Here is a 25,769-nt window from a genome sequence, read left to right on the forward strand (position 1 = left end):
CGCTAGCGCGGTACGACCGCGAAGTTCGGGTAGTTGCGATAGTTCGGCTTGACCGAGCGCTGCTCGAAGACCTGCCACGCCGCCCGAGCTTTCGGATGGCTGCTGCCGGCGGCCATCGCCAGGCCCGGCTGCATGTTGGCCACGAAACCGGTCGCCGAATGGGCATAGCCCACCATTTCACCGAGCTTGTAGGTCTGGTTCGAGACGATATTGCTCAGCCGGTTGACCATTTCACGTGTATTGCAGGCCAGCCCCGTCAGACGCGGAAAATTGTTCCGGTAGACATCGGTCATGGACTGATAATCACCGGCGCCGCGGGAATCGCGAATCTGCAGCGAGTAGGCCGAGGCCTCGAGCCAGCAGAAACCCTGCGCCGGGTCACCCTGCCAATCGGTCATCCGGGCGATCGGGAAATCCGCCAGCCAATTCATAAACGCCCGAGCGCCGGGCTGGCCCTGCTCAGCCGCATGACCCACCGACCATGCGAAGAAATCGGCCTGCCAGGGCGCAACCCCGACGCGATCATTGCCGTTGGCCGGATAGATGACCGCGCCATAATCGTTGATTACATGCAGCGGCGACCGATCCGTGCCTACGTAGAGATCGTTGTAATCGTCGAAGATATTGCGTACGAGGCCGGTGAAGTAGGACTTCATCGGGTCGTCGTCTGGCGTGGCGAATGCGGCATCGCTGATGCTGCGCAGCGACCAGGCCTGGCCCCGCACCTGCGACTGCGCGGCGTGGAGCGTGCCTTTGTCGTAATCGCGGTATTCGGGATTACCCCAGAGTTCTACATACGAAGCCGTGAACTGCATTTCCTCGAGATAGTAGTAATCGCCGGTGACCAGGTACGGCACATAGCCGATCGACGGGTGGTGGGAGATGTCGAACGAATACGGCGAGTTGCAGTCCCCGCGACAGGCGGGCAACAAGTCTTTCTGATATTCACGGGTCTGACTGGCATGGCTGTAGTCGGCCAGCGTGACATAGGCATGGCGGGTGATTTCCAGAGGTCGGCCTGTCTCCCGATCCCGATAATGGAACGCGTAGCTGCCCACGGCGTTGTCGTTGGCGAGCATCCATTGGAAAGCGCGCCGATCGCCGGACACGGCGTAAGTCGATGTCCAGCGCGGCAACGGGCCGATTGCCGGTTGTGCGCCGGTGTTGCCCATCGCACGCGTCTGGTTTCCGTTGCTCATGGGCGGGAACTGCTGGGGCCGGGAGTCGAGAAAACTCTGACTCGGGCTCACATCCTCATAGCGCGAGATCGCGCCCGTGGCCTGCAGATAATCCGTGTCCAGACGTGCATACAAGCCCGGGTCATCGTGCCACCAGAGCACGCGGTGCCACCGCGCCTGACGATAGTGCTTGAGGTTGGGCAGCCGATACGTCTGGTCGCCGACCTCCATCTCGACCTGATACTTCACGTTTTGCGGCGCATCCACATACGCCCCGCTGTTTTCGATCACCGTGTCCACGCGTGCGCGTTCGACGTTGCCATTGCCGTCGGCATATGCGCGTATATGGAAATACACGCTGATATTCGCCGCCGGCCCGTTGGCCCCCGGCAGCGGACCGCCCACGATCCATTCCGAAACCTGATCGCCAGCCAACCAGTGCTTGCACTGCTTGCCCCATTCGCTGCATCCACCGGCCTGCGTGGCGTTCGCCAGCAGATCGCGCGCATCGATCGCGTAGGTCCTGCCGCGCGACTTGATCGACACGCGGCCACTGAAATCGCTGGCCAGGAGTGCGCCCGCAGTGACCGGAGTGCCGGCACGGGCGCGGTCGGTGAGTGCCAGCCGCGCATTGGTCATGCCCTTGCCTGCCGGCACCCGCGCGGTAATCACCGCGTGTCGTAGAGAACCGTCCGGCCAGCGCGCCTTGGCATCGACCTGCGTGGGCACACTTCGACCATCGATCTGGACCAGGATCGAGCGGCCCTTGGGCACGTCCGACTTGCGGAACACCTGTCCAAAGGTGATCGGCGCATCCGCACTGCGTCCCGTTGCATCGCTACCGACGATCTGAAACCCGACCACTGCGTTACCCGCGTCGGGAACGGATCCGGGGTCCGGGTCGGTCATACCATCATCGCCGCCGCCTACCGGGTCTTGTGTGCCGGGGGCGTCGTCATCGCCAATCGTGCCGTATGTCGGCCGCTTGCCTTCTTCGACCGGCGCTGGAGCCGGCGGCGCACCCTTGACCGGATTCCGGGTGGAGGCCGTCGGGGCCGGATAGTCTGCCCGAGAACTCGCTGCGGCCATCGTGCCATAACTCGCCGCCATCGACGGCGATATTGCCGCAAACGTAACGAACCCCCATGCGCCTGCAAGCAGGCAATGGGTGATGATTCTACGCATAGTTGTACCTGGGTTGGCCGGTTCACGGAACCGGTCGGTCGAATAAAGCTAGCCCCCCTGCACCGTGACCACGGTGCCCCCCGAGCATGACGAGAAAGATAAAAGCTGAATAGCAATCAGTCAGCAGTACAGCCGAACGCAGCCGACACCGCCGCTATCGACCGACGAATCGCCGATCGGCCACTGCTGATCGCGAGGCAACCTATGAAGCCCGGCAGGCCCTGTCAACTGCTGCACAACGAACAGACATCAGGCGAAACGAATCTTACGCTTGTCGGCTCGGCTACGCGTTGCGAGCCCCGCGCATATCGCCCGTGTCGAGCCCGTGTTAGCCTCCGCGGCCGCTGTCCGGCGTGTCGTCAAACCTTACAATGCCATGTGGCGCGGCCGAATAAGGCAAAAATTCATCGAATATTCAGCGACATGTATAACGGCACCGATCTTGCTTTGCTTGATCCGGCATCTGTCGCATACGGGGACCACGCCAATGCTAGCTTTGAACTATCGGACATATCACGACGGCCGCGCTTGTAGCCGCTGGCTGATCGCCGCCGCCCTGCTCCTCGTGCTGGCCCAAGGGACAGCCAGTGCGGCCGTAATACCTATTTCCGCGGCGAATTTCAGCCCTAGCGCGTTCGCGATCGGCTTCAACGAAGTACCGCTGGGCACGGCCAATCCGGTGTACGACGCACCGCCCGGCCTACCGACCACGGCGACCGTGAGCTTCGGCGGTTATTTTCTTGGCCAGACACTGGGCACGAGCGCGCAATGCGGTGGACAGGCGGGGTGCTTGATCGGTAACCCGGGCAGCGAGCTCACTCTGGATCCGGACGCTTCGAGCGTATTCACCACCCTCGATCTTGCTTCCAGCAACAACCCGGTACTATCGGGCGATCCGCTGTTCACTGGCTCCATATCGGTCCTGTTCGGACAGGATCAGGCCGGCGTCGGCTTCATGGCAGGCTTCGCCGATTCCATCGGGGCCAACCGGTTCACCGCGTTCGACCGCAACGGCAATATTCTCGGCACGATCGACAACCAGTCGCTGGGTTATAGTCTGCTCGCACTGGGCAACGACGACGGCACCGAGAACATCGCCGGCGTGCAGCTCACGCTTACCAACCTGTTGGACACCGGCGTGGCGGCAGAAAGCCTCTTCTTCGGCGGCGCCGACCAGCTCGACATCGAACCCGGCAGTAATGTCGATGTGCCCGAACCGGCCGGGCTCGGTCTGGCCTGCTTCATGCTCGGGCTTATCGGCTTCACACTGCGCCGCCGCCGGCCGATGTCACCACATCGCATCGGCTGATATCGGCTAGCGATCGGCCGCCGGCGCGCCGCACGGCGACATGTATAGGTATGGGCCCGCGACCGCTAGGCCATTGCCGATGAGCACCGCCTTGAGGCGCGACTGGTATTGGTTGGACATCCCGGTGCGTCGCGATGGACCGGTCTGTCGGCCGAGGCTCGTGTCTGGTCGAGACAACATGGGTCGTGCACACTGGGATGCTGCGACTTCTCCATGCCGGTGTGCTTGTACCTGATCCCGCCCATGCCGAGCCCGCGCCGCGGCCGATCGCTGCAAGCCGTCGTACGATCGGCCGGTCGAGCGCGTCCATGAACCCTGACACGTCCGAGCTGGAGGCGATCGGGTGGCCCGCCAGCCAACGCCCGCCAATCGGCGCATGGGCCGAGACGATGGCAGCCCACCCGAACAGCCGGCCGGCGCGGGTCGCAATCCAGCATCGCAGCGGGTATATCGTGGCCACCGCGCCCGACCAGAGCTTTGCTGTCGAATCGCTGTCCGACTGGCAGCGCCCGGGTCTCGCCACGACAAAGCGCCCGACGGTCGGCGACTGGCTGCTGATCGAGGACCGCGATGATGGCCGGCCGCAGGCGGTCGCCCTTCTGCCTCGCCGTACCACGCTCAAACGCGGCAGCGCCGTCGACAAGCCCGGCGAACAGCTCATTGCCGCCAATATCGATACGGTGTTCATCGTCTGCGGCCTGGACGCGGATTTCAACGCGCGCCGCATCGAACGCTACCTGCTGCTGATCGGCGGAGACGCCTGTCCGGTGGTCGTGCTCACCAAGGCCGACCGGGCCGAGTACGGCGCACGCCTCGCTGCCGCACGTCGCGCCCTAGCCGAGCTGGGCGATCAGGCGATCGGACTCTGTACGGTCGATGCCCGGTCACCGGATACGGTGGCCGTTCTGAAACCCTGGCTTGGCCGGGGCACCACGGCCGTCGTGGTCGGCAGTTCGGGGGCTGGCAAATCCACGCTCACCAACACCCTGCTGGGCGTCGAACGTATGAAAACCGGCGAGGTGCGGGCGCGCGATGCGCGCGGACGTCATACCACCACCCATCGCGCGCTGCTGTCACTGCCGTGGGGCGCCTGCCTGATCGACACCCCCGGCATGCGAGAGGTCCGACCAACCGGCGAAGAGACGCTGGCCGATGCCGGATTCGCCGATATCGAAGCATTGGCCGCTGAGTGCAGGTTTCGCGACTGCCGGCACGCCGGAGAACCGGGATGTGCGCTACGTTCAGCACTCGAGGACGGGCGCGTGGGCATCGAACGCGTCGAGCACTTTCTGAAACTCAGGGACGAACTCGCTCGACGCGGCACGCCGTCGGCGCCGGCAGGCGCCGGGCGCCCGGGCGCCCGGCGTCGCAAACGCTAGCCGGCCGGCAGATGGCGCTCTGAAGCGGCAACGTGTTCAGCCCGACGGTGCCGGTATGCCGCGAATGAGCATCACGTAGGCCGCCACGGATCCCGCCGCCGAAACGCTCATCACCATTGCCATTGCCTGCGCATCGCCGCCGAGCGCGCCGACCCCCCATGTGGCGGCCGCTCCCGCCGAGAACTGGCATACACCGAACAGCGCCGAGGCTGCACCCGCCGCGTCGGGCGCCAGATCCAATAGCCCGGCCACCGTATTCGCACCCGCCACACCAACCGTCGACAGCAGAAAGAACAGCGGAACGGCCACGCCCCAGAAGCCGCCGAAGCCGGTGAACGTGGTCGCCAGCAATACCAGACCGCAGGCGAGCGTGTTGCAAACGGCGACCCCGAGCAGCGTTCGATAGCCGTAGCGCATGACCAGTCGGCCGTTGGCGAAGGTGCCGATCAGCATGGCCAGCACGTTGGCACCGAAATAGAAGCCGAACACGGACGCGTCGATATCGAACTGGGTGATATAGACAAACGAACTGGCCGCTACATAGGAAAACAGCGCGCCGAACATCAGGCTTCCGCACAGAAGAAACAGTGCAACCGGCAATCGACGTAGCAGCGACAGGTAGCCGACATACTGCGAGACCAGGCTGCGATCCCGCACGCGTCGATGCGGCGCATGTGACTCGGCCAGCAGAAGGCGCAGCGCGATCAGGCAGGCGACCGCATAGACCAACAGCACCCAGAAGATGCCCTGCCAGGAAAAGACCGTCAGTATGACCCCGCCGAGAATCGGCGCGACCAGCGGCGCACTTGCCATGACCATCACCACAAACGACATGACGCTGGCGGCCCGCGCGCCCTCGAACTGGTCGCGCACGACCGCCCGTGCCATCACCGGCGCGGCCGCTGCACCAAACCCCTGCACCGCCCGGGCAGCAATGAGCATGCCGATCGAGTCCGACCGTGCACAGGCAAGGCTCGCGATCAGATACAGCGTGATCCCGAAATACAGGATCGGCAGACGCCCATAGCGGTCGGATATCGGGCCATAGGTCAGTTGACCCGCCGCCAGACCGATAAAGAACAGGCTCAGGCTGTACTGTACGTGAGCGGCCGAGACCGAGAACTGTTCGGCAAGCCCCGGCATGGCTGGCAGATACATGTCGATGGACAGCGGTGCGATCGCCGTCAGCATGCCCAGCACACCGACGAAGATCCAATGCGCTACCCCGCTGTGCGGGTTCGGCGCCATGCGACACACTCCTTGGGCAATCGAGCGACCGCGCGCGGGCGGGCAGCAGAAGATCAGCGTCGAGCCGCAGCCGCGCGCCGGGTCAGAGCCGCGGCATTATGCCAGCCGGCATCTACCACGGCCACCGCTTCACCGACCTCATCCTCACGTGGATGCAAGCGTGTGAGCACCCGGCCCGGTGGCATCTCGACAGCCAGCTTGAAGCCCGACTCGTGCACGATACGGGCACTGGCCGCCCAGTAGACGGTGCGCGCCATATTGAATATCAGGTCGTCGCGCACGGCCTCCTTATGCCAAAGCCGACGCCGGGCATTGGCACTGAAATAAGCCAGTTCGGGCGGCTCGAAGGCGACGCCGGCAGCCGCCCGGTCGAGCTCCGCAGCCGGCGCCTCGAGCAGCGCGCAATGCGACGGCACAGCTACGTCGAGGCGTTGCGTGCGCACCGCGCCGGCCCGCTCGGCAAGCTCGGCAATACGGGTCAAGGCCGTCAAATGACCGGCCACCACGATCTGTTCGTCACCGTTGACGTTGCCGACATAGACCGGCGTGCGATCACTGTGTACCTCGTCGACCAGGCTGCGTACATGTGCTTCGCCCAGGCCGATTACCGCCGCCATGCCGTAATCCTTCGGATAGGCGCAGCTCATCAGACGGCCGCGCTCGGCCACCAGCCGCAGCGCATCGTCGAAGGCCAGCGCACCGGCGATGACCGCGGCCGGCCAGGCACCGATCGACAGCCCCATGACGGCATCGACCACGGCCCCGTCGGCAATCAGATGCCGGGCGCTCGCCACACCGAGCACGGTCAATGCGATTTGTACATGGCGGGTATCGGCCAGTCGCCGGGCCTCGTCCAGGCCGGCCATCGGCAGATCGAGCGTATCGTCTGCCTCGGCCAGCGTCTGTCGCACGGTGTCGCTATCCGGCAGATCGGCTAGCATGCCGGGCCGCTGGGCGCCCTGGCCGGCAAAGGTGAACACCACGCCCATGCCTCAGCCCCGCCCGGCCGCGACCGGTCCGCTCTCGGTCACGGCTGGCGTGCCCCACGGATCGGATGACAGGCGCGGCCCGTGATCGGTCTTGATCAGTACCGATGGTGCCTGACTGGCCCACTCGGCCAGGGCCACGCCGCCCCCTGGGGTTTCGAGTTGCACGTCGCAGCGTACTGGCAGGCTGTTCAGATCGCGGCGCAGTTTGGCCGCCCCGCTGCGCGGCATCGGTTGGGGGGTGCGCACGACCAGATCCAGGTCGGAGGCGACGTGACAGACCGGATGGCCGCTGGCCAGTTCGAAACCGACCGCGCCCGAGATACCCCAGCACAGGTCGGCGGCGGCAAAAACGCTCGCCACCTCGGCGATCGCCGCTATCGCTGCGACACGCGTGCCCCGGCGGCTGGTCAATGATTCAGGCGCCACGCGCCGTATGATCGCGGATTCCGCGATATGCCCGCCGTATCGCTGGCCGCGATGGCTTCCGCGCAGCCCGACCGGCAGCCGGTCGCGGCAGCGCGGCGCACGCCGAATCACCGCCGGCAGTCCGGAGGCCAGACACGCACGCGCCCACGCCGGCGGATCGTCGGCGAGGGCCGCCGGCTCACACCAGACCAGATCGTGCGGCCGGGGAACGCCGGTATCACAGCTGTAGCCGAGCGATGCAGACATCGCGCTTGCCGCCGGCCTCAGGGCGCTGTGCGCCATTGTTCGGCCAGTCGCCGTCGTACCTCGACCGATGCCGTGCGTCCGGGGCTATCCAGCCGCGATTTCAGGCTCCGATCGTCGCCGATATCGGCACGCGCCCTGTCCAGGGCCGACATCACGCGGGCTACGTCGGCGGTGCCGGGCGTATCCGCAGAGTCCACCGCCAACCGTTCGAACAACAGCCCGAGCGTGTCGAAACTGGCGATGTCGTAGGCCATGGGCGTGATGGTCTCGGCCAGCTTGTCAACGCCTTCGACGGTTCGCTGTGTGATTCGAGCCGCGGCCTGCTTGCCCATGGCATGCACTTGTACGCCTTCGTCGTCGAGTGCGATCAGCCGGTTGGCCTGATAGCCGTGGGCCAGAAACGCACCCGACATGGCCTTACCGACGATGAGCCCGATCACCGGATGCCCGGCCTGCCTGGCTCGTGCGTAGCTCTGTGCCGCCGCGGCCAGGGCCTGATGAATACCGAACGCTTCTTCAATGCGCCCGTAGGCCTGGCTGGGCACGTCGATCACGGCGATGATGGGTCGTTTGTCCGGTTGCTTCGCATCGGCCTCGATTACGTCATCGAGTGCGCGCGCCAGCGTCCAGCCTTCGACCAACCCGACCTCGCCGGCGCGAGCCCGCACAAAGCGATTGTCGGCATCCGGAACGACCGCGATATAACGTGCGTGATCATGATCGACGACCTGTACGCTTGACGGATACCCCGCCCGGCGGTCGGCGCCGTCGGTCAGTGCAGCCAGCCAGCGTGCGCCGCGCGAGCTCGCCGCGTTGTCCGCGTTTTGCGGGCGTGTGGCGCGGGTCGCTGGCGGCTGGTCATACACGCTTCGAACCTCGGCCGGCGATAAGGCTCGAGACGGGTCGATGGCGCTCAGCCGAGCAAGCTGGGTATCCACGGCCCGCATGCGCGCCGGCGTGGCCGGCGGCGCGGTCACGGCCTCGGCGATCGCAGCCGCCAGGTTTTCGCAATCGTCGTCGCACAACCGTTCGACCAGGCCGGTGGCATGGCGCTGATCGCCCCCGGTCAGTCCCCAGATGAGCGGACGATCGCGCGAGTCGAATTCGTCGATGCCGGCTTCCTGTTCGATCACCTGCGGGCCATTGAGACCCAGTCGCGCCTCGCGGGTGACGATCAGTTCCGAGCACAACCCGGCCGCGATCGACATCCCGCCGAAACAGCCGACCGGCCCGGTGATGACGCCCACCACCGGCACGAACTCGCGCAATGCCACGATGGCGGCATGAATCTCGGCGATAGCCGCCAGCCCGCAGTTGGCTTCCTGCAGCCGTACGCCACCGGTCTCCAGCAGCAAGACGGGCACCACCGGCTGACCGTCGCGAGCGTCGGCCAGCGCGGCTTCGAGCGCGCCGGCGATCTTGGCCCCACCCACTTCGCCCATGGAGCCGCCCTGGAAGGCCGGTTCGATCGCGGCGCACACGACGTCCACGCCGGCGATGGTTCCGCGGGCGATGACCACGCCGTCATCGGCCTGGGTGACGATGTCCTGCATCGCCAGCCAGGGCGAGCGCAGCCGCTCGAAGGGATCGAGCAGCTCGCGCATCGTTCCGCTATCGAGGACACGCGTCACGCGTGCACGGGCGCTCATCTCGACGAAGCTCTGTCTTTCCAGCAGCCCGGCACTGTTCATGACCGCTGTCCTCGGGCCGATTCCATGGCCTGGGCGATCCGCAGCCTGACCACGGCCGGCGTGGCGCCGAAGTCGTTGATCTCCAGGGCCACGGCCGGTTGAGTTTCGTCAGCAAAGATGCGACCCAGCACGGCGGTCCAGATATCGTTAACGCCGTCGACCGATGTCTGTACCACCACCGTCGACCGGCCCGCCCGGCCCGGCTCGAGCAGCACCTCAAGATCGCCGGAACCGACCACGCCGGCCAGCGCGCGCTGTCGCGCCGGTGCCCCGGCGGGATAATCAAGCGTAAGCGTTTGCATCTACAACCTCCTGTATCGCCGGGCGCCACCGCACACCGTGGCCGAACTGATCGCGGGCCGCCGTCTCCAGCGCATCGATGAATAATGTCGCAGCGAGCAGATCCGCACTGCCGCCCGGGGAACTGTGTGCTGCAATGAGCTCGGCTTCGAGACGTGCCAGCGTGCGTGCGCCGGCACGGGTACCGACACCGCCCGCTTCGAGAATGTCGCAGGCTCTGGACTGGACTCGCGCAAGTCCTGCCCGACCCGAGCGGCTCAACACGCAGGTATCGTCGACGATCGCCATCAATGCGATCAGGCTGTTCAGCCGTGCGACCCGTTCGCTCGCGCCGGCCGCTCGTGCGGCCCGCAGCACCGGCAAACCCGCGTGACTGATCTGCCAGAAACCGGCGGCGGCCTCGGCCCGTGCGCCGGCCACACCGTAACGCCGTATCGCTCGCTGACCGTTGGAGTCGCGATCGTCGGCCAGAGCCGGGTCGTCGATGGCGGCCATGACTGCCACCCAGTCCAGCAGGGCTGGCGCCTGCCAGCGGCCGGGCTCGGCGGCGGCCGCTGCCACCAGCAGGCCCAACGCCCAGATCGCCCCGCGATGGGTGTTGACGCCGGCGGTGGCGATCATCATCCGTGCTTCACTTTCGCGGCCGAGCACGCCGAGTTCGGCGCGCAGCCGCCCCAGATCACGCTCGCGAGTCGCTGCCACGGCGCAATCATGAAAGCCGACGGTCAACGCTTGGCCCGAGGCGACCATCAACGCGTGATTCATGTCGTGATGCGCGCCGCTGTCGCGGGTGTCCACCAGCCCGGGCTTGGGCGTGAGGTCGACCTCGGCCCGCAGTGCCTGCGTGGCAGTGCGTGCGAGCATCTGCGCCAGCGTCTCCGCGTGCAGTCCAGGCCCGGTTGCTCTGTCGGAGGGCATCATCACCAGCTCTTGAACCGCGGCGGCGGCTCGTAGAGCCCGCCCGACCAGTCGACGAGATCGGCGATGCTGGAGGCGGCCAGCTGTGCGCGTGTCGCCTCCGTGCGGGTCACGCCCAGATCCTCGGGCAGACATACCTTGCCCTGTTCGCGCAGCCTTGCAGTAGTGGCCGTATCGGCCGACAGGCCGAGCGGGGTGACACCGGCGACGGCCGCGATCATCGCGCGTCGTTCGTCGATCGAATCAGCCCGATAGAGATAGGCCAGACCCTCTTCGGTGAGCAGATGCGTGGTGTCGTCGCCGTAGACCATGACCGGCGCCAGCGCCAGCCCGGCTTTTTCGGCCACGGTCACCGCATCCAGACGGTCGACGAACGTCGGCTTGAGCCCCGCCTGGAACGTTTCGACCATCTGCACCACCAGCTTGCGGCCGCGCGCCAGCGGATCGCCGGCCGGAGCCAGATCGGCCCAGGCCGGAGTGGCATGCCGGCGGCCGCGTGCGTCCGAGCCGAGATTGGGCGCGCCGCCGAAGCCGGACACGCGCGACGTGGTCACCGTCGAGGAATTGCCGTCGGGATCGATCTGTAGCGTCGAGCCGATGAACATGTCGGCCGCGTACTGGCCGGCGAGCTGACAGAACGCCCGGTTGGAGCGCAGCGACCCGTCGTGGCCGGTAAAGAACACGTCGGGCCGTGCGGCGACATACTTTTCCATGCCCAGCTCGGTGCCGAAACAATGGACTGACTCCACCCAGCCGGATTCGATGGCCGGAATCAGGGTCGGATGCGGATTGAGCACCCAGTTGCGCGCGATCTTCCCGCGCAACCCCAGGGCTTCGCCATAGGTCGGCAGCAGCAGTTCGATGGCTGCGGTATTGAAGCCGATGCCATGGTTGAGCGAGGTCACGCCGTGCTCGGCGTAGATGCCCTTAAGCGCCATCATCGCCATGAAGATCTGTACCGGCGTGATATGACGCGGGTCGCGGGTGAACAACGGCTCGATGAAGAACGGCTTGTCCGCTTCGACCACGACATCCACCCACGAGGCCGGAATATCCACCCGGTCCAGGTCCGCGGGGTCGTCCACGATCTCGTTGACCTGGGCGATCACGATACCGTTGGAAAACGCGGTAGCTTCGGCCAGCGCCGGCGTGTCTTCGGTCGACGGCCCGGTATACAGGTTACCGGCCCGATCGGCCTTGAACGCCGCGGTCAGCAGCACGCGCGGAATCAGATCCACGAACAGGCGCGAATAGAGCTCGATATAGGTATGAATGGCACCGACCTCGATGGTGCCGTCCATCATCAGTTGGCCGATTCGATGGCTCTGCGTACCGGAAAACGCGAAATCCAGCTTGCGGGCGATGCCTTTCTCGAACACTGCCAGATGTTCCGGACGCCCGACGCTGGGCTGGATCATGTGCAGGTCATGGATACGCGCCGGATCCAGATCCGCGAGCGCGCCGGACAGGAAATCCGCCTGTTTCTGGTTATTGCCCTCGGCAATCACCCGGTCGTGCGAGCGGATCAGCGCATACAACGCTTCGCCGATATGCTCTCGGGCCAGCAGCTTGCCATCCAGTCGGTGGGCGATCGCGGCCATGCGTTCGGACTTGTCCTCGGACCGGGTGTTCCAGTTGCGTTCGGTCATGCTCTATCCTGGCTCGCACGCGGGAACAGCACGGTAAGATGCGCCCACGCGGGGTTCAATAAACCTGCGTCATGTGTAGTTAACGTCACGCTAATCGCCGCGGGAGCCGCCCGCCTCATCGTGACCCTTGCCGGGCCCGGACCATGAGCAGCGACGAAATCACCCTGCGCAAGCTCGAGATCTTTCTGGTATTCATGCGTGAGCGGAATCTCGCGCGCGCGGCCGAAGCGCTGTCGCTGTCGAATGTTTCGGTCCACAAGGCCATTCATTCGCTCGAATCCGCGGTGGGCTGTCCGTTGTTCGCCCATCGCAGCCGCTCGCTGGTGCCGCTGGCCTCGGCGTTCGTGCTCGAACGCGACGCGCGCGAGATCATCGACCGAATTCAGGCCAGCGTCGACGCCGCCCGGCAGGCGGCCGGCATCTCGCCGAGCATCTTCCGTATCGGCTCGCTGTATTCGCTCACCGTCGCGCTGGTCCCCGACATCATCAACTGTCTGAAGACGGCAGTGCCCGACTGCGATATCGAGCTCGTGCTGGGCTCCAACGCCGACCTTGAAACCAAACTGCACGCCGGCGATATCGACGCCGCCCTGTTCTGCGTGCACGAACTGCGTGCCAGCCGGCATCGTGTGGTGTTGCCGTTGTTCGACGACGAGATCCAGCTCGCCTGTGCACACGGCAGCCCGCGCCTGGGCCCGGCGTCGGCCGACGCCGATCTGCGTCACTACAACGGGCGACCGTTCGTGGTGCTCTCCCAGGATTTCTCGACCGGACGGGATGCCTATCGAATGTTCCAGGAAGCCGATATCACGCCGCGTGTGGCCTTGCGCGCCAACGACATCTTCACGCTGACCAGCTTGGTCAAGGGTGGCGTCGGACATGCGTTGCTGCCGGGCCGAATCGACAATATCTACCCGGGCCAGCTGGATTTCTTCCGCGTCGTATCCGCCCAGCGCGTGATTCAGACGATCGGCCTGTGTTACCTGAAATCGCGCGCCAGCGACGAGCGGGTCGTCGCCCTGGCCCGGGCGGCGACCGAAGTCACCGCCTGATCCGACGGCGCGCGCCTCAGCCACCGAGAAGCGCCCGCACGATGAGATAGAACAGAGACGGGCCGAGCAGACAGCCCAGACCGGTATAGAAGGTGGCCGTCATCGCGCCATAAGGCACAAGACGCGGATCGGTCGCCGCCAGGCCGCCGGCCACACCGCTGGTGGTCCCCATCATGCCGCCGAAGACCAGGGCCGCCGACGGATTGTTCAGCGAGATCGTACGCGCGATCGCGGGCGTGATGATCATCACCGAAATCGATTTCACCAGGCCGATGGCGATCGACAGCGCGATCAGATCCGAGCCGGCACCGATGGCGCTGCCCGTGACCGGGCCGACGATATACGTGGCCGCGCCCGCGCCGATGGTGGTCACCGCGACCGGGTCGGTATAGCCGAACAGGTACGCGACCACCCCGCCCAGCACGAACGGTACGCCAAGCCCTGCAAACAGGGCCACGACACCGTTCAAACCCGCTTTCCTGAGCTCGCCTACATCGACACCGAACGCGGTGGCCACAATGGCGAAATCGCGCAGCATCGACCCGCCCATCAACCCCAGACCGGAAAACAACGCAATATCGGCCAGGCCGTCTTCGCCGCCGGTGGTGAGACCGCCGATATACGACAACACCAGCCCGGCTGCGATCGCGATCGCCGAACCGTGGATACGACCGGCGGTGAGATGGGTCGAGACCAGGTTGCAGATCAGCATCAGCAGGCCGACGGCGGCGAACGCGGTGATCAGGCCGTTGCTGGTGAACACGTCAAGCAGTCGCTCACTCATCATGCGACTCCTTGTTCTGCGCCGATTCCAGCTCGTCGAGCGGGACCGCGTACTTGCCGGCGCCCAGGCGGGCGATGACCGGCACGAGTGCGAAGCTCACCGCCACTACAAGCAATCCGCCGACCACGGCGACCGGCCCGCCGGTGACCGCGCCGACCACATTCTGGCTGGCGGCCATCGCAACCACGATCGGAATATACAGCGAGCTCCAGAACTCCACGCCGCGGCGCGAGGACAGATCCAGACGCCCGTTCTGCTGCAGGCGATAGACCACGAACACCAGCAGCAGCATGGCCAGACCCACGCCGCCGACATTCGAATCGACGCCGATCGCGGCCCCGATCAGCTCGCCGATGACGTTACCGGCAAGCATGCATGCGGCCAGTAGTGCCACACCATAGATAATCATTGCAGAACTCCTCCGTCGATCGATTTTTCTGTTGGCCGGCAGTCTTGGGCGTGCCCGCACCCCCGATCAACGAAGCTCAAGTTAAGTTCGTTAGGCGCGCCGGCGCCGGGTAGTGCGCAACGTTGTTCAGCGCGGGGCCGCAGACGCAGGGCCCGTGGGGCTTCGCGCGCGGACGAAGCGGCAAAGCATCCATACGAGTATCGGCTGTCATCCCAACGCTGTCTCATACCAAAGTCGGATGATCCGGCGGCCTCCCGGCCGGCTCTTTGCCGGCCGGCCGCCCTCTCGTTCGAGGCAAACCTGGCACGCGATGTCCGCTCCACCCGCCGACGCACCCGGTCCTTCGCGACGAGCGCAGTGTTCGCCCAAAGCGGTGACTCGCCAGGCCCGGGAAGCGTCGTATCGCTTGGCGCATCGCGCCTGTATGCAGCGGACAGACGATCGCACCGCGATCTGTGAGGCTGCTTTGGGGCGACGTGCCGACGCACGCGGTACACGCGTCTGACGTCCTCTGGCGCACGCGCTCTACAGCCTGCCACCCCGGTGCCGGCAGCGGGGGATTACAAGAACGGCCGTTTGAAACTAGACCAACGTCTAGTCGTCTCGACTATTATTGTCCGACAATATGATCGTTCGGACGGCTAATGACGTTGAGCCGCCACCCCGGAGACCTGATATGCCGACCGATCAGAGCCCCGCCACCGAAAGGCGCGAGATCATTGCTGTGCGTTATGGCACGCGTGACACCCTGCGTAGTGAGATCTATTACAACTTCGAGGCCTTCGGCGAACCTGACGCCCCGGCCGTGATGGACTACTACTTCTGGGTGGTGCGCGACGCCCGGCAAACCTGGGTCATCGACACCGGCTTCAGTGCCGCGGCCGGCGCAGCGCGTGATCGCACCATGTTGGTCACTCCGGCCGATGCCCTGCGGCGACTGCAGATCGACCCGGCCACCGTCGGCCAGCTGGTCATCACCCACGCGCATTACGATCACACCGGCAATATCGATCTGTTTTCCAACGCCGAGATCGTGATGTCGCAGACCGAGTACGACTTCATCGCCGGGCCGTTCGCCGATCGCGGACCGCTGGCCGTGGCCATGGACGCCGACGACAATCGTCGGTTGCTGGCGCTCGCCGACGCAGGCCGAGTTAAACGCGTCGGCACAACGCACAGTCTCGCCCCGGGTCTGCAGCTACTGGAGATGCCCGGCCATACACCCGGCCAGCTGTCGCTGGTCGTAGCGCAGCCTGAAGGCCCGGTCGTGCTTTCCTCGGATGCCGTGCACTACTACGAGGAACTCGAATGCGACCGGCCATTCGCGGTGATGTCAGGTCTGCTTGACATGTATCGCAGCTTCGCCGCAATTCGCGAACTGCTCACCGCCCCGGGCGCGGTGCTGGTTCCGGGCCATGACCCCGAGGTGATGACGCGCTTTGCGCCGGTGGATCCGAGCGACCCGGGCTTCGCCGTATGTATTGCCTGATTCCGAGCAGGCCGGCGACGCACATGCGAATGCCCTCTGAGCGAAGCAGGGACGCCACCATCGCTGAAAGCGGTTGGTACATCGTGCAGGCCGCCGCTCGACGTTCGACTATCGACCGGCAAGCCGCGTCGGAGGCCAGCAAAAGCCAGCTCAGATTGATCGCCGTCCCAGGGATGGCGCACGTCGATGCATGAGGCTCGGTCATCGCGCCCTTCCACAAGACAGCGGCGCCAATGCGTGCTAGCAGGGGCAGCCCGCTGCTCGACCGCGCGCGGTTCAACCAACCCGGCCGCCACCGGCGAGACGACGATCGCCGGCCACACTGGGATCCGCATATCCTTCAGCGGCTCCAGGCACCCGAATATCGCGACCGGATCAACAACCATATGGTCGCGGCCATCGGCGATGTCTTCGGCGGCACCCAACTGTTCGATACCGATTCAACCACAACCCAGGAGAACGCATGAAGATCATTCACGGACGCGACGCCGAGGCCGCCTCTGAGAACCGTACGGCCACCTTCACCGGCACCGTGTGGGGCGACCCGGTCATGCCGAGCACCGATGGAGTCGCCATCAACAACGTATTCTTCGCCCCGGGCGCGCGCACGCACTGGCATACCCACGAACACGGCCAGATTCTGCAAGTCACCGCGGGCCGCGGACTGATCTGCACCGACGGCGGCACACCTGAAGAGATCCGCAGCGGGGACATCGTCTGGATACCGGCCAACGAACGCCATTGGCACGGCGCCACGCCAGGCAGCTATATGCTCCACACAGCGACATCGCTGGGTGAAACACGTTGGGAGCAGGCAGTCACCGACGGGCAGTACCAGCCATAATACGCGCCGGTCACGACCCATCCGCCGAAGGCGCTCTGGTTTTCTTCAGGCGCACGGCACTTGAGCGGCGCGCTCGCCACAGAACCGCCGCGACGAGAATAGACGCATCTATTTATAGTGAACGCCGATGTGACAGCCCTCGGTGCGTACGGGCCGTGCACTCGCCGCCAATCGAAAGCCGCTTCATCCCGTCGCGGCAGACAAAGCACTCATGGAGATCCAGGTAAGCCCCGTCACGCGCGCTGGCGCGTGACGGGGCCATTCCAACGCTCAGCCGCGCTCGCTGCCCAGTTGATCGAGATACCGGATAAAGGCGGTATGGTCGCTGCGTTCGGGCAGCGCCGATTCGGCTTCGCGCCACTCGCGGGCACATTCATCGAGCAGCGGCGCTTGCATGTCGATCGACTTCGCGAGATCGCGGGCGATGCCGATGTCCTTGGTCATCAGCGCAAGTGAAAAGCCGCTCGTGAAGGACTCCGGCAGCACGTACTGCGGAAACTTGTTCTCTGTGCTGTTGTTGCGGCCCGTCGACGCGTTGAGAATCTCGACCACGGTGGCCGGCTCGATACCGAACCGGGTTCCGATACGCAACGCTTCGCTGGCGGCCATCAGCCCGGCTGCCGAGACGAAGTTGTTGAGCGCCTTCATTGTATGCCCCGCGCCCAGCGGCCCGGCCCGCAGCAGCTTGTCGCCCATGGCGCGCAACACCGGCTCGACGGCGTCGACGGGCTCGTCGTCACCACCAATCAGTATCGCCAGCGTGCCGTTTTCGGCTTTTTTCACACCGCCAGATACCGGCGCGTCGACCAGGCGCAACTCGTAATCGCCGAGTGCCTCGGCCAGCTTGCGGGTCTCGACCGGATCGGACGAGCTCATGTCGATGATCGTGCCGCCGGCGGCCATGCCGGCAGCCAATCCCGGCGCGTCGCTCTCGCCCAGCACCACCCGGCCCACGATCCGGCTGTTGGGCAACATCAGGATGACGATTGTCGCCGCCCGACCGACTTCGCCGGGATGGCTCGCAGACTCGGCCCCCAACTCGTCGGCGAGTGCGCTGGCTGCCGACGCGTCGACGTCGTGCAAGACCAGCGGATACCCGGCGCCTGACAGCGCGCGCGCCATGGGTCGACCCATCTGGCCGAGGCCAATGAACCCGATCGTCGGCTTGGCGTCACTCATCGTCAGTCCCGGCGTCGACTTCGTCGAAGACCTGCTGGGCCAGCTTGAAGCTTTCCATCGCCGCCGGCACGCCGCAATAGATCGCGGTCTGCAGCAGGATCTCGCGGATCTCGTCCCGAGTGACCCCGTTATTGAGCGCGCCGCGCAGGTGCAGACGGGTTTCGTGCGGACGGTTGAGTGCGGTCAGCATGGCGATGTTGAGCATGCTGCGTGTCTTGCGCGGCAAGCCATCTCGACCCCATATGTTCCCCCAGCAGTATTCGGTCACCAGCTCCTGCATTGACTCGGTGAACTCGGTGGCGTTCGCCAACGCGGGATCGACATACTCCGCGCCGAGTACCTCGCGTCGAATGCCCAGGCCCTTATCGAAAAGTTCGCTGCTCATGATGACTCCTTTGGTTGATCTCTTAAGCCGTTGAGGACGGCGGATTCTGCTGCTCGAGCAGTGACAGCACGTTGGCTGCCGCATTCTCAATATGCGTTCGTGTGGCGCGGCAGGCCGCCTCGCCGTCGCGTTGCGAGATGGCCTTCGCCATCTCACGCAGTTCGGCTACGGTGTTCGCCGGCCGGCCGGACCGCCCCATCGACAGCGCACGTAAAAGACTGACCCGGTTGTTCAGGACGTCCAGAATTCCGCGCAATATCGTGTTCTCGTCGATATCCAGCAGGATGTGATAGAAGCGCTGCTTGATATCCAGCAGGTCGGCGCCCGAGAGTTTGTCCACCGAACAGGCCGAAAGCTCGTCGATGACGATCTGTAGCTCGGCAACGTCCTCGTCACTGGCCGAAGCCACGAAATGTTCGACGGCCTGTGCTTCGAGCACGCGACGCACCTCATAGATCTGGCGCGCGTCCTCGACGGCAACGGATGCCACTACCGCGCCACGGTGGGGCACGAGTTCCACCAGACCCTCGGCCTCGAGACGCCTCAATGCCTCGCGCAGCGAAGTACGACTGACGTCCATCGCACTACAGAGCTGTTGCTCGACCAGGCGCTGGCCCGGTTTGAGCCGGCCCGATACGATTTCGTCGCGGAGCACGTCCTGAACCTGGTGGCGTAACGACGCCGACTGACGCTTTATCTTCACGGCGATATTCCCCTCACGGCGTGGATGGGCCGATCGTCGGTCGATCGGGCAAGATCAGCTGTCGATTATCACAGAAGGCTCGGACGCCACGACGGCACGAGACAACACGCGTCGATGGAGCGCTGTTTAAGCAGCAATTATCCAGAAGACAGCTATCGTCTCATTGTCCGACAATATTTTCTACGACGTGTGTCCGGGCTGCAACTAGACGAAAGTCAAATCGGTGATCCGCGCTCGCGGCCTGTACCCCGAACAAGCCGGGTCGGCGCTCGGCTCGGACAACACCGAAGCGTCTGCTACGGATCGATACCCGGTCGTCAGGCATCGCAAGACAGACTCAGAGCCGCGATCAACCGGCCGAAGCGGCGTTCGGGCGCCCAGGGTTGTACGCTGTCGTAGCCAGGCAGCGACCAAGCCGTCTGCGCGTCGCCTGCTGCTGGCCGCTCGACCCGCTCGAGTCGAGTATCGGTCGACGCCGACGAGCCATGTGAGACGCGTAACCAGAGCAACGGGCTTCTCTTCAATGCCCTAGCCGATTTTCGCCAGCCTGCGAGCATTCGGATGCGGCGGCTCGAGCAGGCGCCGGCATCAACCGCAGCTGCGACGATCCCATATTTCTGCTGGCGTGCCCGAGACACAAAAAAGCCCGGCAGCGGAACGCTTGCCGGGCTTGATCATGGGTCGCACGGAACCCCGTTCTGGTGGAGCCGGGCGGAATCGAACCGCCGACCTTCGCATTGCGAACGCGACGCTCTCCCAACTGAGCTACGGCCCCAGATTCTTTGCTGCGCTCTTGCCGAGCGAGCGGCGTATCATATCAGGCTTATGTCGTTTGCCAACCCCCTCGACCGCCCCGCCGACGTGTCGTCGATAGCGCCGCCGCTGCACCTGCTCATCTTTGCAAAGGCGCCCCGCTACGGCTATTGCAAGACCCGCCTGGCGCGAAGGCTGGGCCATTGCCGAGCGACGCGAATCTATCGCGCATTGCTCGAACATGCCGTACTACACGCGCGACGGGCCCACCATGGTCCAGTGATTGTCGTGTGTGCGCCGGACACGCGTCACCCGTTCTTTCAACGCATGGCTCGGCGTCACGACGTTCGGCTCGTGCGCCAGCCGCGTGGCGATCTCGGGCGGCGGATGCACCGCGCTCTGGCGACGGCGACCACCGACGGCGCCCCGGCGATCCTCATGGGCAGCGATCAGCCTGTGCTCGAAGACGGCTGGCTGGCCGATGCACGCCGCAGCCTCGACGTCGAAGACGCTTGGTTGGCGCCTTGTACCGACGGCGGGTACTGGGCGATCGGTCTGCGGCGAGCCGCGGCCGGCGTTTTTCGCGGGCCACGCTGGAGCAGCGCCCGGGTGGCCCGCCATACGCGAACCCGGCTGCGCGCGCTCGCGGGCCCGTGGCATGAGTGGCATCCTCGCCGCGATATCGACGACGCACGTGACTGGCTGAGGCTCAGCGCACCCCGCCGGTCGGCGCTGTCCCGGCAGGCGACCATGCCGGGGATTCGCTTCGTACGGGCCTAGCCCGCGTTGTCTGCCGCGCCCGTATCGGCGCGCGCCTGACGGACGCTGCGCAGATACCGGTCCAACCAGCCGTTCAGATCCGCCCACATACGCCTGACTTCGGCAGCATCCGGCGCTTGACGGGCATCGTCGAGTTCGACCGTGATTACCGGAATACCCCGCATGTGCGAAGCAAAGTTGCCGAGCGAACCCGGATACACACCGAGCCGATGGAGGTCCAGGCGCCCAAGTTTCTGCGGCGGTGGAAAATTACCGTCGTAATCGAGCACGCCGTACGGCGCGTGAAGCGAGATGATCACGTTCGGCTGAAATGACTCGATCTCCTCGGCCAGCCAGCGGTTCTCCGGTTCGCTGCCTGCGCTTGCACCCGGGAACCGACGTTTTTCAAACCCCACCCGGCGCCAGTAGTCGCGTGACTCCCGTGCCCATCCATCGGTCGGCAGATTGCGGTTGAGATCGACGCCATTGGCGTTTACTCGGGTCGCCGGCTGATGCAAGGCGCCGTCCGGGTTGAGCGTGGGTACGACATGCCACTCGTAGGGCGTGCCGTTGTCGGCCATCAGCGCCATCCATTCGAATACGGTGGCGATCGAGCTGGGTTCGTCACCGTGGGTGGCGCTGATCAGCAGTACCCTGCCCTGCGGCACGCCACTGCTGGCCGGCATGTCCCGCACGACCATGGGCCGTCCGTCGACCGAACGATGACCGGTGTCACGAAACGCGCCATTCATGCAATCGTCCGATTCGACGCCCGCTACCTGTTCGGCCAGCTGACGACACCAGTGGGCCACGCGATCGCTCGGCGGCTGTGAGCTGGCCACGGCGGGCATGGAAACCAGGCCCAGGCCACCGGCCATTTGCATATCGGCCAGCGCCGGGGTCGCAGCCAAGGCGGTCATGTCGGCCTGTTCGTCGGGCGACGTTCTATTGTCCTGCCCGCCGGCGGCATCGGAAGAACCCGGAGAAGCTTCACCGGCCGCAGCGTTTGGCTGTTCGGCCGCTACGACGGTGTCCGGCGACGACGTGACGACGTCATCGGAGGTCGCCGGTCGTATGGAGTCGGCGCCGGTTGCAGCGGTTTGCGGGGCGGACTCGGCCTGAGGCGGCAGCGGCGCGCGTTGGCTATTCGACCAATGTGCGGTGAACAATACGGCCACGAGTGCGACCAGTACCATGCTACCGAGCCACGCGGCGACCAGAAGCCCGCGTCGAGGCCGGGCCTCGGCCAGAACCTGTGCCTTGAACGATCGATCAGTCATATCACTCAGCCATGCCGGCTCTGCGCGGTCGCGGTGTCCTCGGCCAATGCATCGGTAAGAAAATCGTAGGCATCGTCCACGGACTCGGCGATATAGAAAAGCTCGGCGTCATGGTCGCTGATCAGGCCGAGCTCGACGAATACGTCGAAGTTGATCAGCCGGCTCCAGAAGTCCTTACCGTAGAGCACCACCGGAATACGCGGCTGCTTGCCGGTCTGGATCAGGGTGAGCATTTCGAAGAGCTCGTCCATCGTCCCGAAACCGCCGGGGAAGATGATCAACGCCTCGGCGATATTCATGAACCAGAACTTGCGCATGAAGAAGTAGTGGAACTCGAAGTTCAGCGCGTCACTGATATAGGGGTTGCTGCCCTGTTCGTGCGGCAGTTCGATGTTGTAGCCCATCGACAGCTCGCGGTTGACATCGGCGGCGCCCCGGTTGGCCGCTTCCATGATGCCGGGGCCACCGCCGGTACAGATGTAGTAGTGCTCATCGTCGGCATGCGTGTCCATGGTCCATTGGGTCATGCGAGCGGCCAGCGAGCGCGCCTCGGCATAGAAGTCGACGGTATCGGAGACCGGGTCGTCGCCGTGCGGGCGCAGCCGCGCCGAGCCCCAGAAGATCAAGGCCCGGTGCACGTTGAGCCGGGCCAGCCGGGTGCGTGGTTCGATGTATTCCGACAGCAGGCGCAACGGCCGTGCGTCTTCGCCGAGCATGAACTCGGCGTTGTTGTAAGCCTTGGTCATTGAATCCTCTTGCTGGCCGAGCGTCCCGGCGATGTCGGGCGGCTGATTCCGACGCAGCAAGCCCCCAATCCCCGGTGCTCGGCGCGAAATCGTGTATTCCCGCGAGTATATCAGCGCATGTTTTTCTTAACGGCCCGGAGCGGCCTGTGTTTATCTTTCAAACGACTGTTGAATTGTCCCGAGCTGACACCTATAACTGATCACATCACGGATCGGTGGTTACCGGTCTGCATCATCGAACCGAAACAGGGGATCTATCCATGCGAATGGACAAACTCACCAGCAAACTTCAACAGGCGCTCGCCGACAGCCAGAGTCTGGCCGTCGGCCGAGACCATAACGAAATACAGCCACAGCATCTGCTGCTCGCCCTGCTCGATGCCGAAGGCGGCACCGTGCGCCCGCTGCTCGACGGGGCCGGCCTGAACGTACGCGAGATCCGTAACCAGGTGCTCAAGAGCCTGGACGAGCTGCCGACCGTCGGCCAGGCCACCGGCGAGGTCAACCCCAGCCAGGCATTGGTGCGGGTGTTGAACCTTTCGGACAAGCTCGCCCAGAAACGCGGCGATGCGTTCGTGTCCAGCGAACTGATCGTGCTGGCGATGCTTGAAGACAAGTCCGATGCGGGCAAGATCCTCAAGAACGCCGGCGCGACCCGGGACATGCTGCTCGAGCAGATCGATGCCATGCGTGGCGGCCAGAGCGTGCAGGACGCCAACGCCGAGGAGCAGCGCGGCGCGCTCGACAAGTACACCACCGACCTCACCGAGCGCGCCGAACAGGGCAAGCTCGACCCGGTGATCGGCCGTGACGAGGAGATTCGCCGCGTGATCCAGGTACTTTCGCGCCGGACCAAGAACAACCCGACCCTGGTCGGCGAACCCGGCGTGGGCAAGACCGCGATCGTGGAGGGCCTGGCCCAGCGCATCGTCAACGGCGAGGTGCCGGAATCGCTGCGCGACAAGCGCGTGCTGGTACTCGATCTGGCGGCCATGATCGCCGGGGCGAAGTACCGCGGCGAGTTCGAGGATCGCCTCAAGGGCGTGCTGGCCGACCTGGCCAAACAGGAAGGCCGGATCATCCTGTTCATCGACGAGATCCATACCCTGGTCGGCGCCGGCAAGGCCGAAGGCGCGATGGACGCCGGCAACATGCTCAAGCCGGCCCTGGCTAGAGGCGAGCTGCATTGCATCGGCGCGACCACGCTCAACGAGTATCGCGAGAACATCGAAAAGGATGCCGCGCTCGAGCGTCGCTTCCAGAAGGTGATGGTCGACGAACCGGACCTGGAGGACACCATCGCCATCCTGCGAGGCCTGAAGGAACGCTACGAGGTGCACCATGGTGTGGACATCACCGACGGCGCGATCATCGCGGCCGCCAAGTTGTCCCAGCGCTATATCACCGATCGCAAGCTGCCGGACAAGGCCATCGACCTGATCGATGAGGCCGCCTCGAAGATCCGGATCGAGATCGATTCCAAGCCGGAGGAGCTCGACCGCCTGGATCGCCGGCTGATCCAGCTCAAGATCGAAAAACAGGCCCTGTCCAAGGAGACCGACGAGGGCTCGAAGACGCGCTTGTCCCGCCTGGATGAGGAGATCGGCCAGCTCGAACGGGAGTACTCGGACCTGGAAGAGATCTGGAAGTCGGAGAAGGCCAGCGTGGCCGGTGCCGCCACCAAGCGCGAGGAACTCGACCAGGCCAAGCGTGATCTGGAAGCGGCCAAGCGGGCCGGCGACTACGAGCGTATGGCCCAGCTGCAGTACGGCCGGATTCCCGAGCTGGAACGCGAGCTGACCGAAGCCCAGGCGGCCGAGGCCAAACCCGAAGCCCATCAGCTGCTGCGCAACAACGTCACCGACGAGGAAGTCGCCGAGATCGTGTCGCGCTGGACCGGCATTCCGGTGTCGCGCATGCTCGAAGCCGAGCGCGACAAGCTGCTGCGCATGGAGGACTCGTTGCATGAACGCGTGATCGGCCAGAACGAGGCCGTCACCGCGGTCTCGGATGCCATTCGCCGCTCGCGCTCCGGTCTATCCGACCCGAATCGCCCGATCGGTTCGTTCTTGTTCCTGGGTCCGACCGGCGTGGGCAAGACCGAGCTGTGCAAGGCGATCGCGACGTTCCTGTTCGATACCGAAGCCGCGATGGTGCGCATCGACATGTCCGAGTTCATGGAAAAACACTCCGTGGCGCGGCTGATCGGTGCCCCGCCCGGCTATGTCGGCTACGAACAGGGCGGCTATCTGACCGAAGCCGTGCGCCGCAAGCCCTACTCCGTGATTCTGCTGGACGAGGTCGAAAAGGCGCACAGCGATGTGTTCAACATCCTGCTGCAGGTACTCGACGACGGCCGGCTGACCGACGGCCACGGCCGCACGGTGGATTTCCGCAACACCGTGATCGTGATGACGTCCAATCTCGGCAGCCAGCTCATACAGGAGCTCGCCGGCGAGGAGAACTACGAAACGATGAAGGAATCGGTCATGGAAGTGGTGGCCAGCCAGTTCCGGCCCGAGTTCATCAACCGGATCGACGAATCGGTGGTCTTCCACCCGCTCGCGCAGGCCCAGATTCGCCAGATTGCGCGTATCCAGATGCGGGAACTGGAAACACGGCTGGCCGAGCGCGAACTGACCCTGAATATCAGCGATGCCGCGATCGACAAGCTCGCCGAAGCCGGCTTCGACCCGGTCTACGGCGCACGGCCGCTCAAACGCTCGATCCAGACGCTGGTGGAAAATCCGCTCGCCAAACGTATTCTGGCCGGTGAATTCGTGGCCGGCGATACGGTCAACGTCGATCTCGGCGAGGATACCGCCCTGCACTTCGATAAGGCCGCGTGACCTTCGACGCCGCCGGCCA

Annotated in this window: 23 protein-coding genes and 1 tRNA gene; 8 read left to right on the forward strand and 16 right to left on the reverse strand. The window is 64.9% G+C overall.

What is annotated here, in order from left to right; all coding sequences use genetic code 11:
- Positions 1-2: 2 nt before the first annotated feature.
- Positions 3-2,087 (reverse strand): RIFT barrel domain-containing protein, encoded by a 2,085-nt coding sequence (locus T31B1_RS09965; RefSeq protein ID WP_353249331.1) that lies wholly within the window; start codon positions 2,085-2,087, stop codon positions 3-5.
- 763 nt (positions 2,088-2,850) lie between these two features.
- Between T31B1_RS09965 and T31B1_RS09970 the strand changes: the two genes are divergently transcribed.
- Both T31B1_RS09970 and rsgA read left to right on the forward strand, forming a co-directional pair.
- Positions 2,851-3,672: a PEP-CTERM sorting domain-containing protein gene (locus tag T31B1_RS09970; protein ID WP_353249332.1), complete on the forward strand. Its 822-nt coding sequence runs from the start codon at positions 2,851-2,853 to the stop codon at positions 3,670-3,672.
- A 308-nt stretch (positions 3,673-3,980) separates the two neighbouring features.
- Complete coding sequence (gene rsgA, locus T31B1_RS09975; RefSeq protein ID WP_502950953.1) at positions 3,981-5,051, forward strand: ribosome small subunit-dependent GTPase A; 1,071 nt, start codon at positions 3,981-3,983, stop codon at positions 5,049-5,051.
- A gap of 36 nt (positions 5,052-5,087) precedes the next feature.
- Here rsgA and T31B1_RS09980 read toward each other — a convergent pair whose 3' ends face one another.
- The 7 genes from T31B1_RS09980 to mdcA are packed head-to-tail and all read right to left on the reverse strand — an operon-like array spanning position 5,088 to position 12,518.
- Positions 5,088-6,299 (reverse strand): Bcr/CflA family multidrug efflux MFS transporter, encoded by a 1,212-nt coding sequence (locus T31B1_RS09980; RefSeq protein ID WP_353249333.1) that lies wholly within the window; start codon positions 6,297-6,299, stop codon positions 5,088-5,090.
- Positions 6,300-6,352: 53 nt separating this feature from the next.
- Positions 6,353-7,288, reverse strand: a complete 936-nt coding sequence (locus T31B1_RS09985) for an ACP S-malonyltransferase (protein WP_353249334.1) — start codon at positions 7,286-7,288, stop codon at positions 6,353-6,355.
- A gap of 3 nt (positions 7,289-7,291) precedes the next feature.
- The gene (locus T31B1_RS09990; RefSeq protein ID WP_353249335.1) at positions 7,292-7,960 is read right to left on the reverse strand and encodes a malonate decarboxylase holo-ACP synthase; all 669 of its coding nucleotides are present in this window, start codon (positions 7,958-7,960) and stop codon (positions 7,292-7,294) included.
- Positions 7,961-7,977: 17 nt separating this feature from the next.
- A complete protein-coding gene (gene mdcD / locus T31B1_RS09995; protein WP_353249336.1) occupies positions 7,978-9,651 on the reverse strand; it encodes a biotin-independent malonate decarboxylase subunit beta in 1,674 nt (557 codons plus the stop codon).
- Positions 9,648-9,953: a malonate decarboxylase subunit delta gene (locus T31B1_RS10000; protein ID WP_353249337.1), complete on the reverse strand. Its 306-nt coding sequence runs from the start codon at positions 9,951-9,953 to the stop codon at positions 9,648-9,650. Before T31B1_RS10000 ends, mdcD begins: the two co-directional genes overlap by 4 nt.
- Positions 9,934-10,872 carry a triphosphoribosyl-dephospho-CoA synthase gene (locus T31B1_RS10005; protein ID WP_353249338.1) on the reverse strand — a complete coding sequence of 313 codons (939 nt, stop codon included), beginning with the start codon at positions 10,870-10,872 and terminating at the stop codon, positions 9,934-9,936. The genes T31B1_RS10000 and T31B1_RS10005 overlap by 20 nt, the downstream gene beginning before the upstream one ends.
- Positions 10,872-12,518 (reverse strand): malonate decarboxylase subunit alpha, encoded by a 1,647-nt coding sequence (mdcA, locus tag T31B1_RS10010; protein WP_353249339.1) that lies wholly within the window; start codon positions 12,516-12,518, stop codon positions 10,872-10,874. Before mdcA ends, T31B1_RS10005 begins: the two co-directional genes overlap by 1 nt.
- A 143-nt stretch (positions 12,519-12,661) precedes the next feature.
- On the opposite strand from mdcA, the gene T31B1_RS10015 reads away from it, so the two are divergent.
- Positions 12,662-13,570 carry a LysR family transcriptional regulator gene (locus tag T31B1_RS10015; RefSeq protein WP_353249340.1) on the forward strand — a complete coding sequence of 303 codons (909 nt, stop codon included), beginning with the start codon at positions 12,662-12,664 and terminating at the stop codon, positions 13,568-13,570.
- A 16-nt stretch (positions 13,571-13,586) separates the two neighbouring features.
- Here T31B1_RS10015 and madM read toward each other — a convergent pair whose 3' ends face one another.
- Both madM and madL read right to left on the reverse strand, forming a co-directional pair.
- Entirely contained in the window at positions 13,587-14,354 is a 768-nt protein-coding gene (madM, locus tag T31B1_RS10020; RefSeq protein WP_353249341.1) for a malonate transporter subunit MadM, read from the reverse strand.
- The gene (gene madL / locus T31B1_RS10025) at positions 14,347-14,763 is read right to left on the reverse strand and encodes a malonate transporter subunit MadL (protein ID WP_353249342.1); all 417 of its coding nucleotides are present in this window, start codon (positions 14,761-14,763) and stop codon (positions 14,347-14,349) included. The genes madM and madL overlap by 8 nt, the downstream gene beginning before the upstream one ends.
- Before the next feature lie 676 nt (positions 14,764-15,439).
- Here madL and T31B1_RS10030 point away from each other — a divergent pair.
- The 3 genes from T31B1_RS10030 (at position 15,440) to T31B1_RS10040 (ending at position 17,096) form a co-directional block, all read left to right on the forward strand.
- Positions 15,440-16,252, forward strand: a complete 813-nt coding sequence (locus T31B1_RS10030) for an N-acyl homoserine lactonase family protein (protein WP_353249343.1) — start codon at positions 15,440-15,442, stop codon at positions 16,250-16,252.
- 233 nt (positions 16,253-16,485) lie between these two features.
- Positions 16,486-16,719 (forward strand): hypothetical protein, encoded by a 234-nt coding sequence (locus tag T31B1_RS10035; protein ID WP_353249344.1) that lies wholly within the window; start codon positions 16,486-16,488, stop codon positions 16,717-16,719.
- Entirely contained in the window at positions 16,716-17,096 is a 381-nt protein-coding gene (locus tag T31B1_RS10040; RefSeq protein ID WP_353249345.1) for a cupin domain-containing protein, read from the forward strand. Before T31B1_RS10035 ends, T31B1_RS10040 begins: the two co-directional genes overlap by 4 nt.
- 270 nt (positions 17,097-17,366) lie before the next feature.
- Here T31B1_RS10040 and T31B1_RS10045 read toward each other — a convergent pair whose 3' ends face one another.
- From T31B1_RS10045 to T31B1_RS10060, 4 genes are all read right to left on the reverse strand, one after another.
- Positions 17,367-18,353, reverse strand: a complete 987-nt coding sequence (locus T31B1_RS10045; RefSeq protein ID WP_353249611.1) for an NAD(P)-dependent oxidoreductase — start codon at positions 18,351-18,353, stop codon at positions 17,367-17,369.
- A complete protein-coding gene (gene pcaC / locus T31B1_RS10050) occupies positions 18,268-18,660 on the reverse strand; it encodes a 4-carboxymuconolactone decarboxylase (RefSeq protein ID WP_353249346.1) in 393 nt (130 codons plus the stop codon). The genes T31B1_RS10045 and pcaC overlap by 86 nt, the downstream gene beginning before the upstream one ends.
- A 22-nt stretch (positions 18,661-18,682) precedes the next feature.
- Positions 18,683-19,363, reverse strand: coding sequence for a GntR family transcriptional regulator (locus T31B1_RS10055; protein WP_353249347.1), 681 nt, complete (start codon positions 19,361-19,363; stop codon positions 18,683-18,685).
- 699 nt (positions 19,364-20,062) lie between these two features.
- Positions 20,063-20,138: transfer RNA gene (locus tag T31B1_RS10060), tRNA-Ala, on the reverse strand.
- Positions 20,139-20,188: 50 nt separating this feature from the next.
- Between T31B1_RS10060 and T31B1_RS10065 the strand changes: the two genes are divergently transcribed.
- A complete protein-coding gene (locus T31B1_RS10065; RefSeq protein WP_353249348.1) occupies positions 20,189-20,896 on the forward strand; it encodes a TIGR04282 family arsenosugar biosynthesis glycosyltransferase in 708 nt (235 codons plus the stop codon).
- Here the strand turns inward: T31B1_RS10065 and T31B1_RS10070 are convergent.
- Entirely contained in the window at positions 20,893-22,155 is a 1,263-nt protein-coding gene (locus T31B1_RS10070; protein WP_353249349.1) for a M14 family zinc carboxypeptidase, read from the reverse strand. The genes T31B1_RS10065 and T31B1_RS10070 overlap by 4 nt on opposite strands.
- A gap of 5 nt (positions 22,156-22,160) precedes the next feature.
- Positions 22,161-22,901, reverse strand: coding sequence for an LOG family protein (locus tag T31B1_RS10075; RefSeq protein ID WP_353249350.1), 741 nt, complete (start codon positions 22,899-22,901; stop codon positions 22,161-22,163).
- Positions 22,902-23,167: 266 nt separating this feature from the next.
- Here T31B1_RS10075 and clpB point away from each other — a divergent pair, with 266 nt between their 5' ends.
- Positions 23,168-25,750 carry an ATP-dependent chaperone ClpB gene (gene clpB, locus T31B1_RS10080; protein ID WP_353249612.1) on the forward strand — a complete coding sequence of 861 codons (2,583 nt, stop codon included), beginning with the start codon at positions 23,168-23,170 and terminating at the stop codon, positions 25,748-25,750.
- Positions 25,751-25,769 lie beyond the last annotated feature (19 nt).

The organism is Salinisphaera sp. T31B1 (genome assembly GCF_040361275.1).
Lineage (GTDB): Bacteria > Pseudomonadota > Gammaproteobacteria > Nevskiales > Salinisphaeraceae > Salinisphaera.

What these genes read in the sequence shown, in the direction of transcription:
- T31B1_RS09965 (WP_353249331.1), bottom strand. Translation starts at nt 2,087, where the DNA reads ATGACCGACCCGGACCCCGGATCCGTTCCCGACGCGGGTAACGCAGTG.
- T31B1_RS09970 (WP_353249332.1), top strand. Translation starts at nt 2,851, where the DNA reads ATGCTAGCTTTGAACTATCGGACATATCACGACGGCCGCGCTTGTAGC.
- rsgA (WP_502950953.1), top strand. Translation starts at nt 3,981, where the DNA reads ATGAACCCTGACACGTCCGAGCTGGAGGCGATCGGGTGGCCCGCCAGC.
- T31B1_RS09980 (WP_353249333.1), bottom strand. Translation starts at nt 6,299, where the DNA reads ATGGCGCCGAACCCGCACAGCGGGGTAGCGCATTGGATCTTCGTCGGT.
- T31B1_RS09985 (WP_353249334.1), bottom strand. Translation starts at nt 7,288, where the DNA reads ATGGGCGTGGTGTTCACCTTTGCCGGCCAGGGCGCCCAGCGGCCCGGC.
- T31B1_RS09990 (WP_353249335.1), bottom strand. Translation starts at nt 7,960, where the DNA reads ATGTCTGCATCGCTCGGCTACAGCTGTGATACCGGCGTTCCCCGGCCG.
- mdcD (WP_353249336.1), bottom strand. Translation starts at nt 9,651, where the DNA reads ATGAACAGTGCCGGGCTGCTGGAAAGACAGAGCTTCGTCGAGATGAGC.
- T31B1_RS10000 (WP_353249337.1), bottom strand. Translation starts at nt 9,953, where the DNA reads ATGCAAACGCTTACGCTTGATTATCCCGCCGGGGCACCGGCGCGACAG.
- T31B1_RS10005 (WP_353249338.1), bottom strand. Translation starts at nt 10,872, where the DNA reads ATGATGCCCTCCGACAGAGCAACCGGGCCTGGACTGCACGCGGAGACG.
- mdcA (WP_353249339.1), bottom strand. Translation starts at nt 12,518, where the DNA reads ATGACCGAACGCAACTGGAACACCCGGTCCGAGGACAAGTCCGAACGC.
- T31B1_RS10015 (WP_353249340.1), top strand. Translation starts at nt 12,662, where the DNA reads ATGAGCAGCGACGAAATCACCCTGCGCAAGCTCGAGATCTTTCTGGTA.
- madM (WP_353249341.1), bottom strand. Translation starts at nt 14,354, where the DNA reads ATGAGTGAGCGACTGCTTGACGTGTTCACCAGCAACGGCCTGATCACC.
- madL (WP_353249342.1), bottom strand. Translation starts at nt 14,763, where the DNA reads ATGATTATCTATGGTGTGGCACTACTGGCCGCATGCATGCTTGCCGGT.
- T31B1_RS10030 (WP_353249343.1), top strand. Translation starts at nt 15,440, where the DNA reads ATGCCGACCGATCAGAGCCCCGCCACCGAAAGGCGCGAGATCATTGCT.
- T31B1_RS10035 (WP_353249344.1), top strand. Translation starts at nt 16,486, where the DNA reads ATGCGTGCTAGCAGGGGCAGCCCGCTGCTCGACCGCGCGCGGTTCAAC.
- T31B1_RS10040 (WP_353249345.1), top strand. Translation starts at nt 16,716, where the DNA reads ATGAAGATCATTCACGGACGCGACGCCGAGGCCGCCTCTGAGAACCGT.
- pcaC (WP_353249346.1), bottom strand. Translation starts at nt 18,660, where the DNA reads ATGAGCAGCGAACTTTTCGATAAGGGCCTGGGCATTCGACGCGAGGTA.
- T31B1_RS10065 (WP_353249348.1), top strand. Translation starts at nt 20,189, where the DNA reads ATGTCGTTTGCCAACCCCCTCGACCGCCCCGCCGACGTGTCGTCGATA.
- T31B1_RS10070 (WP_353249349.1), bottom strand. Translation starts at nt 22,155, where the DNA reads ATGACTGATCGATCGTTCAAGGCACAGGTTCTGGCCGAGGCCCGGCCT.
- T31B1_RS10075 (WP_353249350.1), bottom strand. Translation starts at nt 22,901, where the DNA reads ATGACCAAGGCTTACAACAACGCCGAGTTCATGCTCGGCGAAGACGCA.
- clpB (WP_353249612.1), top strand. Translation starts at nt 23,168, where the DNA reads ATGGACAAACTCACCAGCAAACTTCAACAGGCGCTCGCCGACAGCCAG.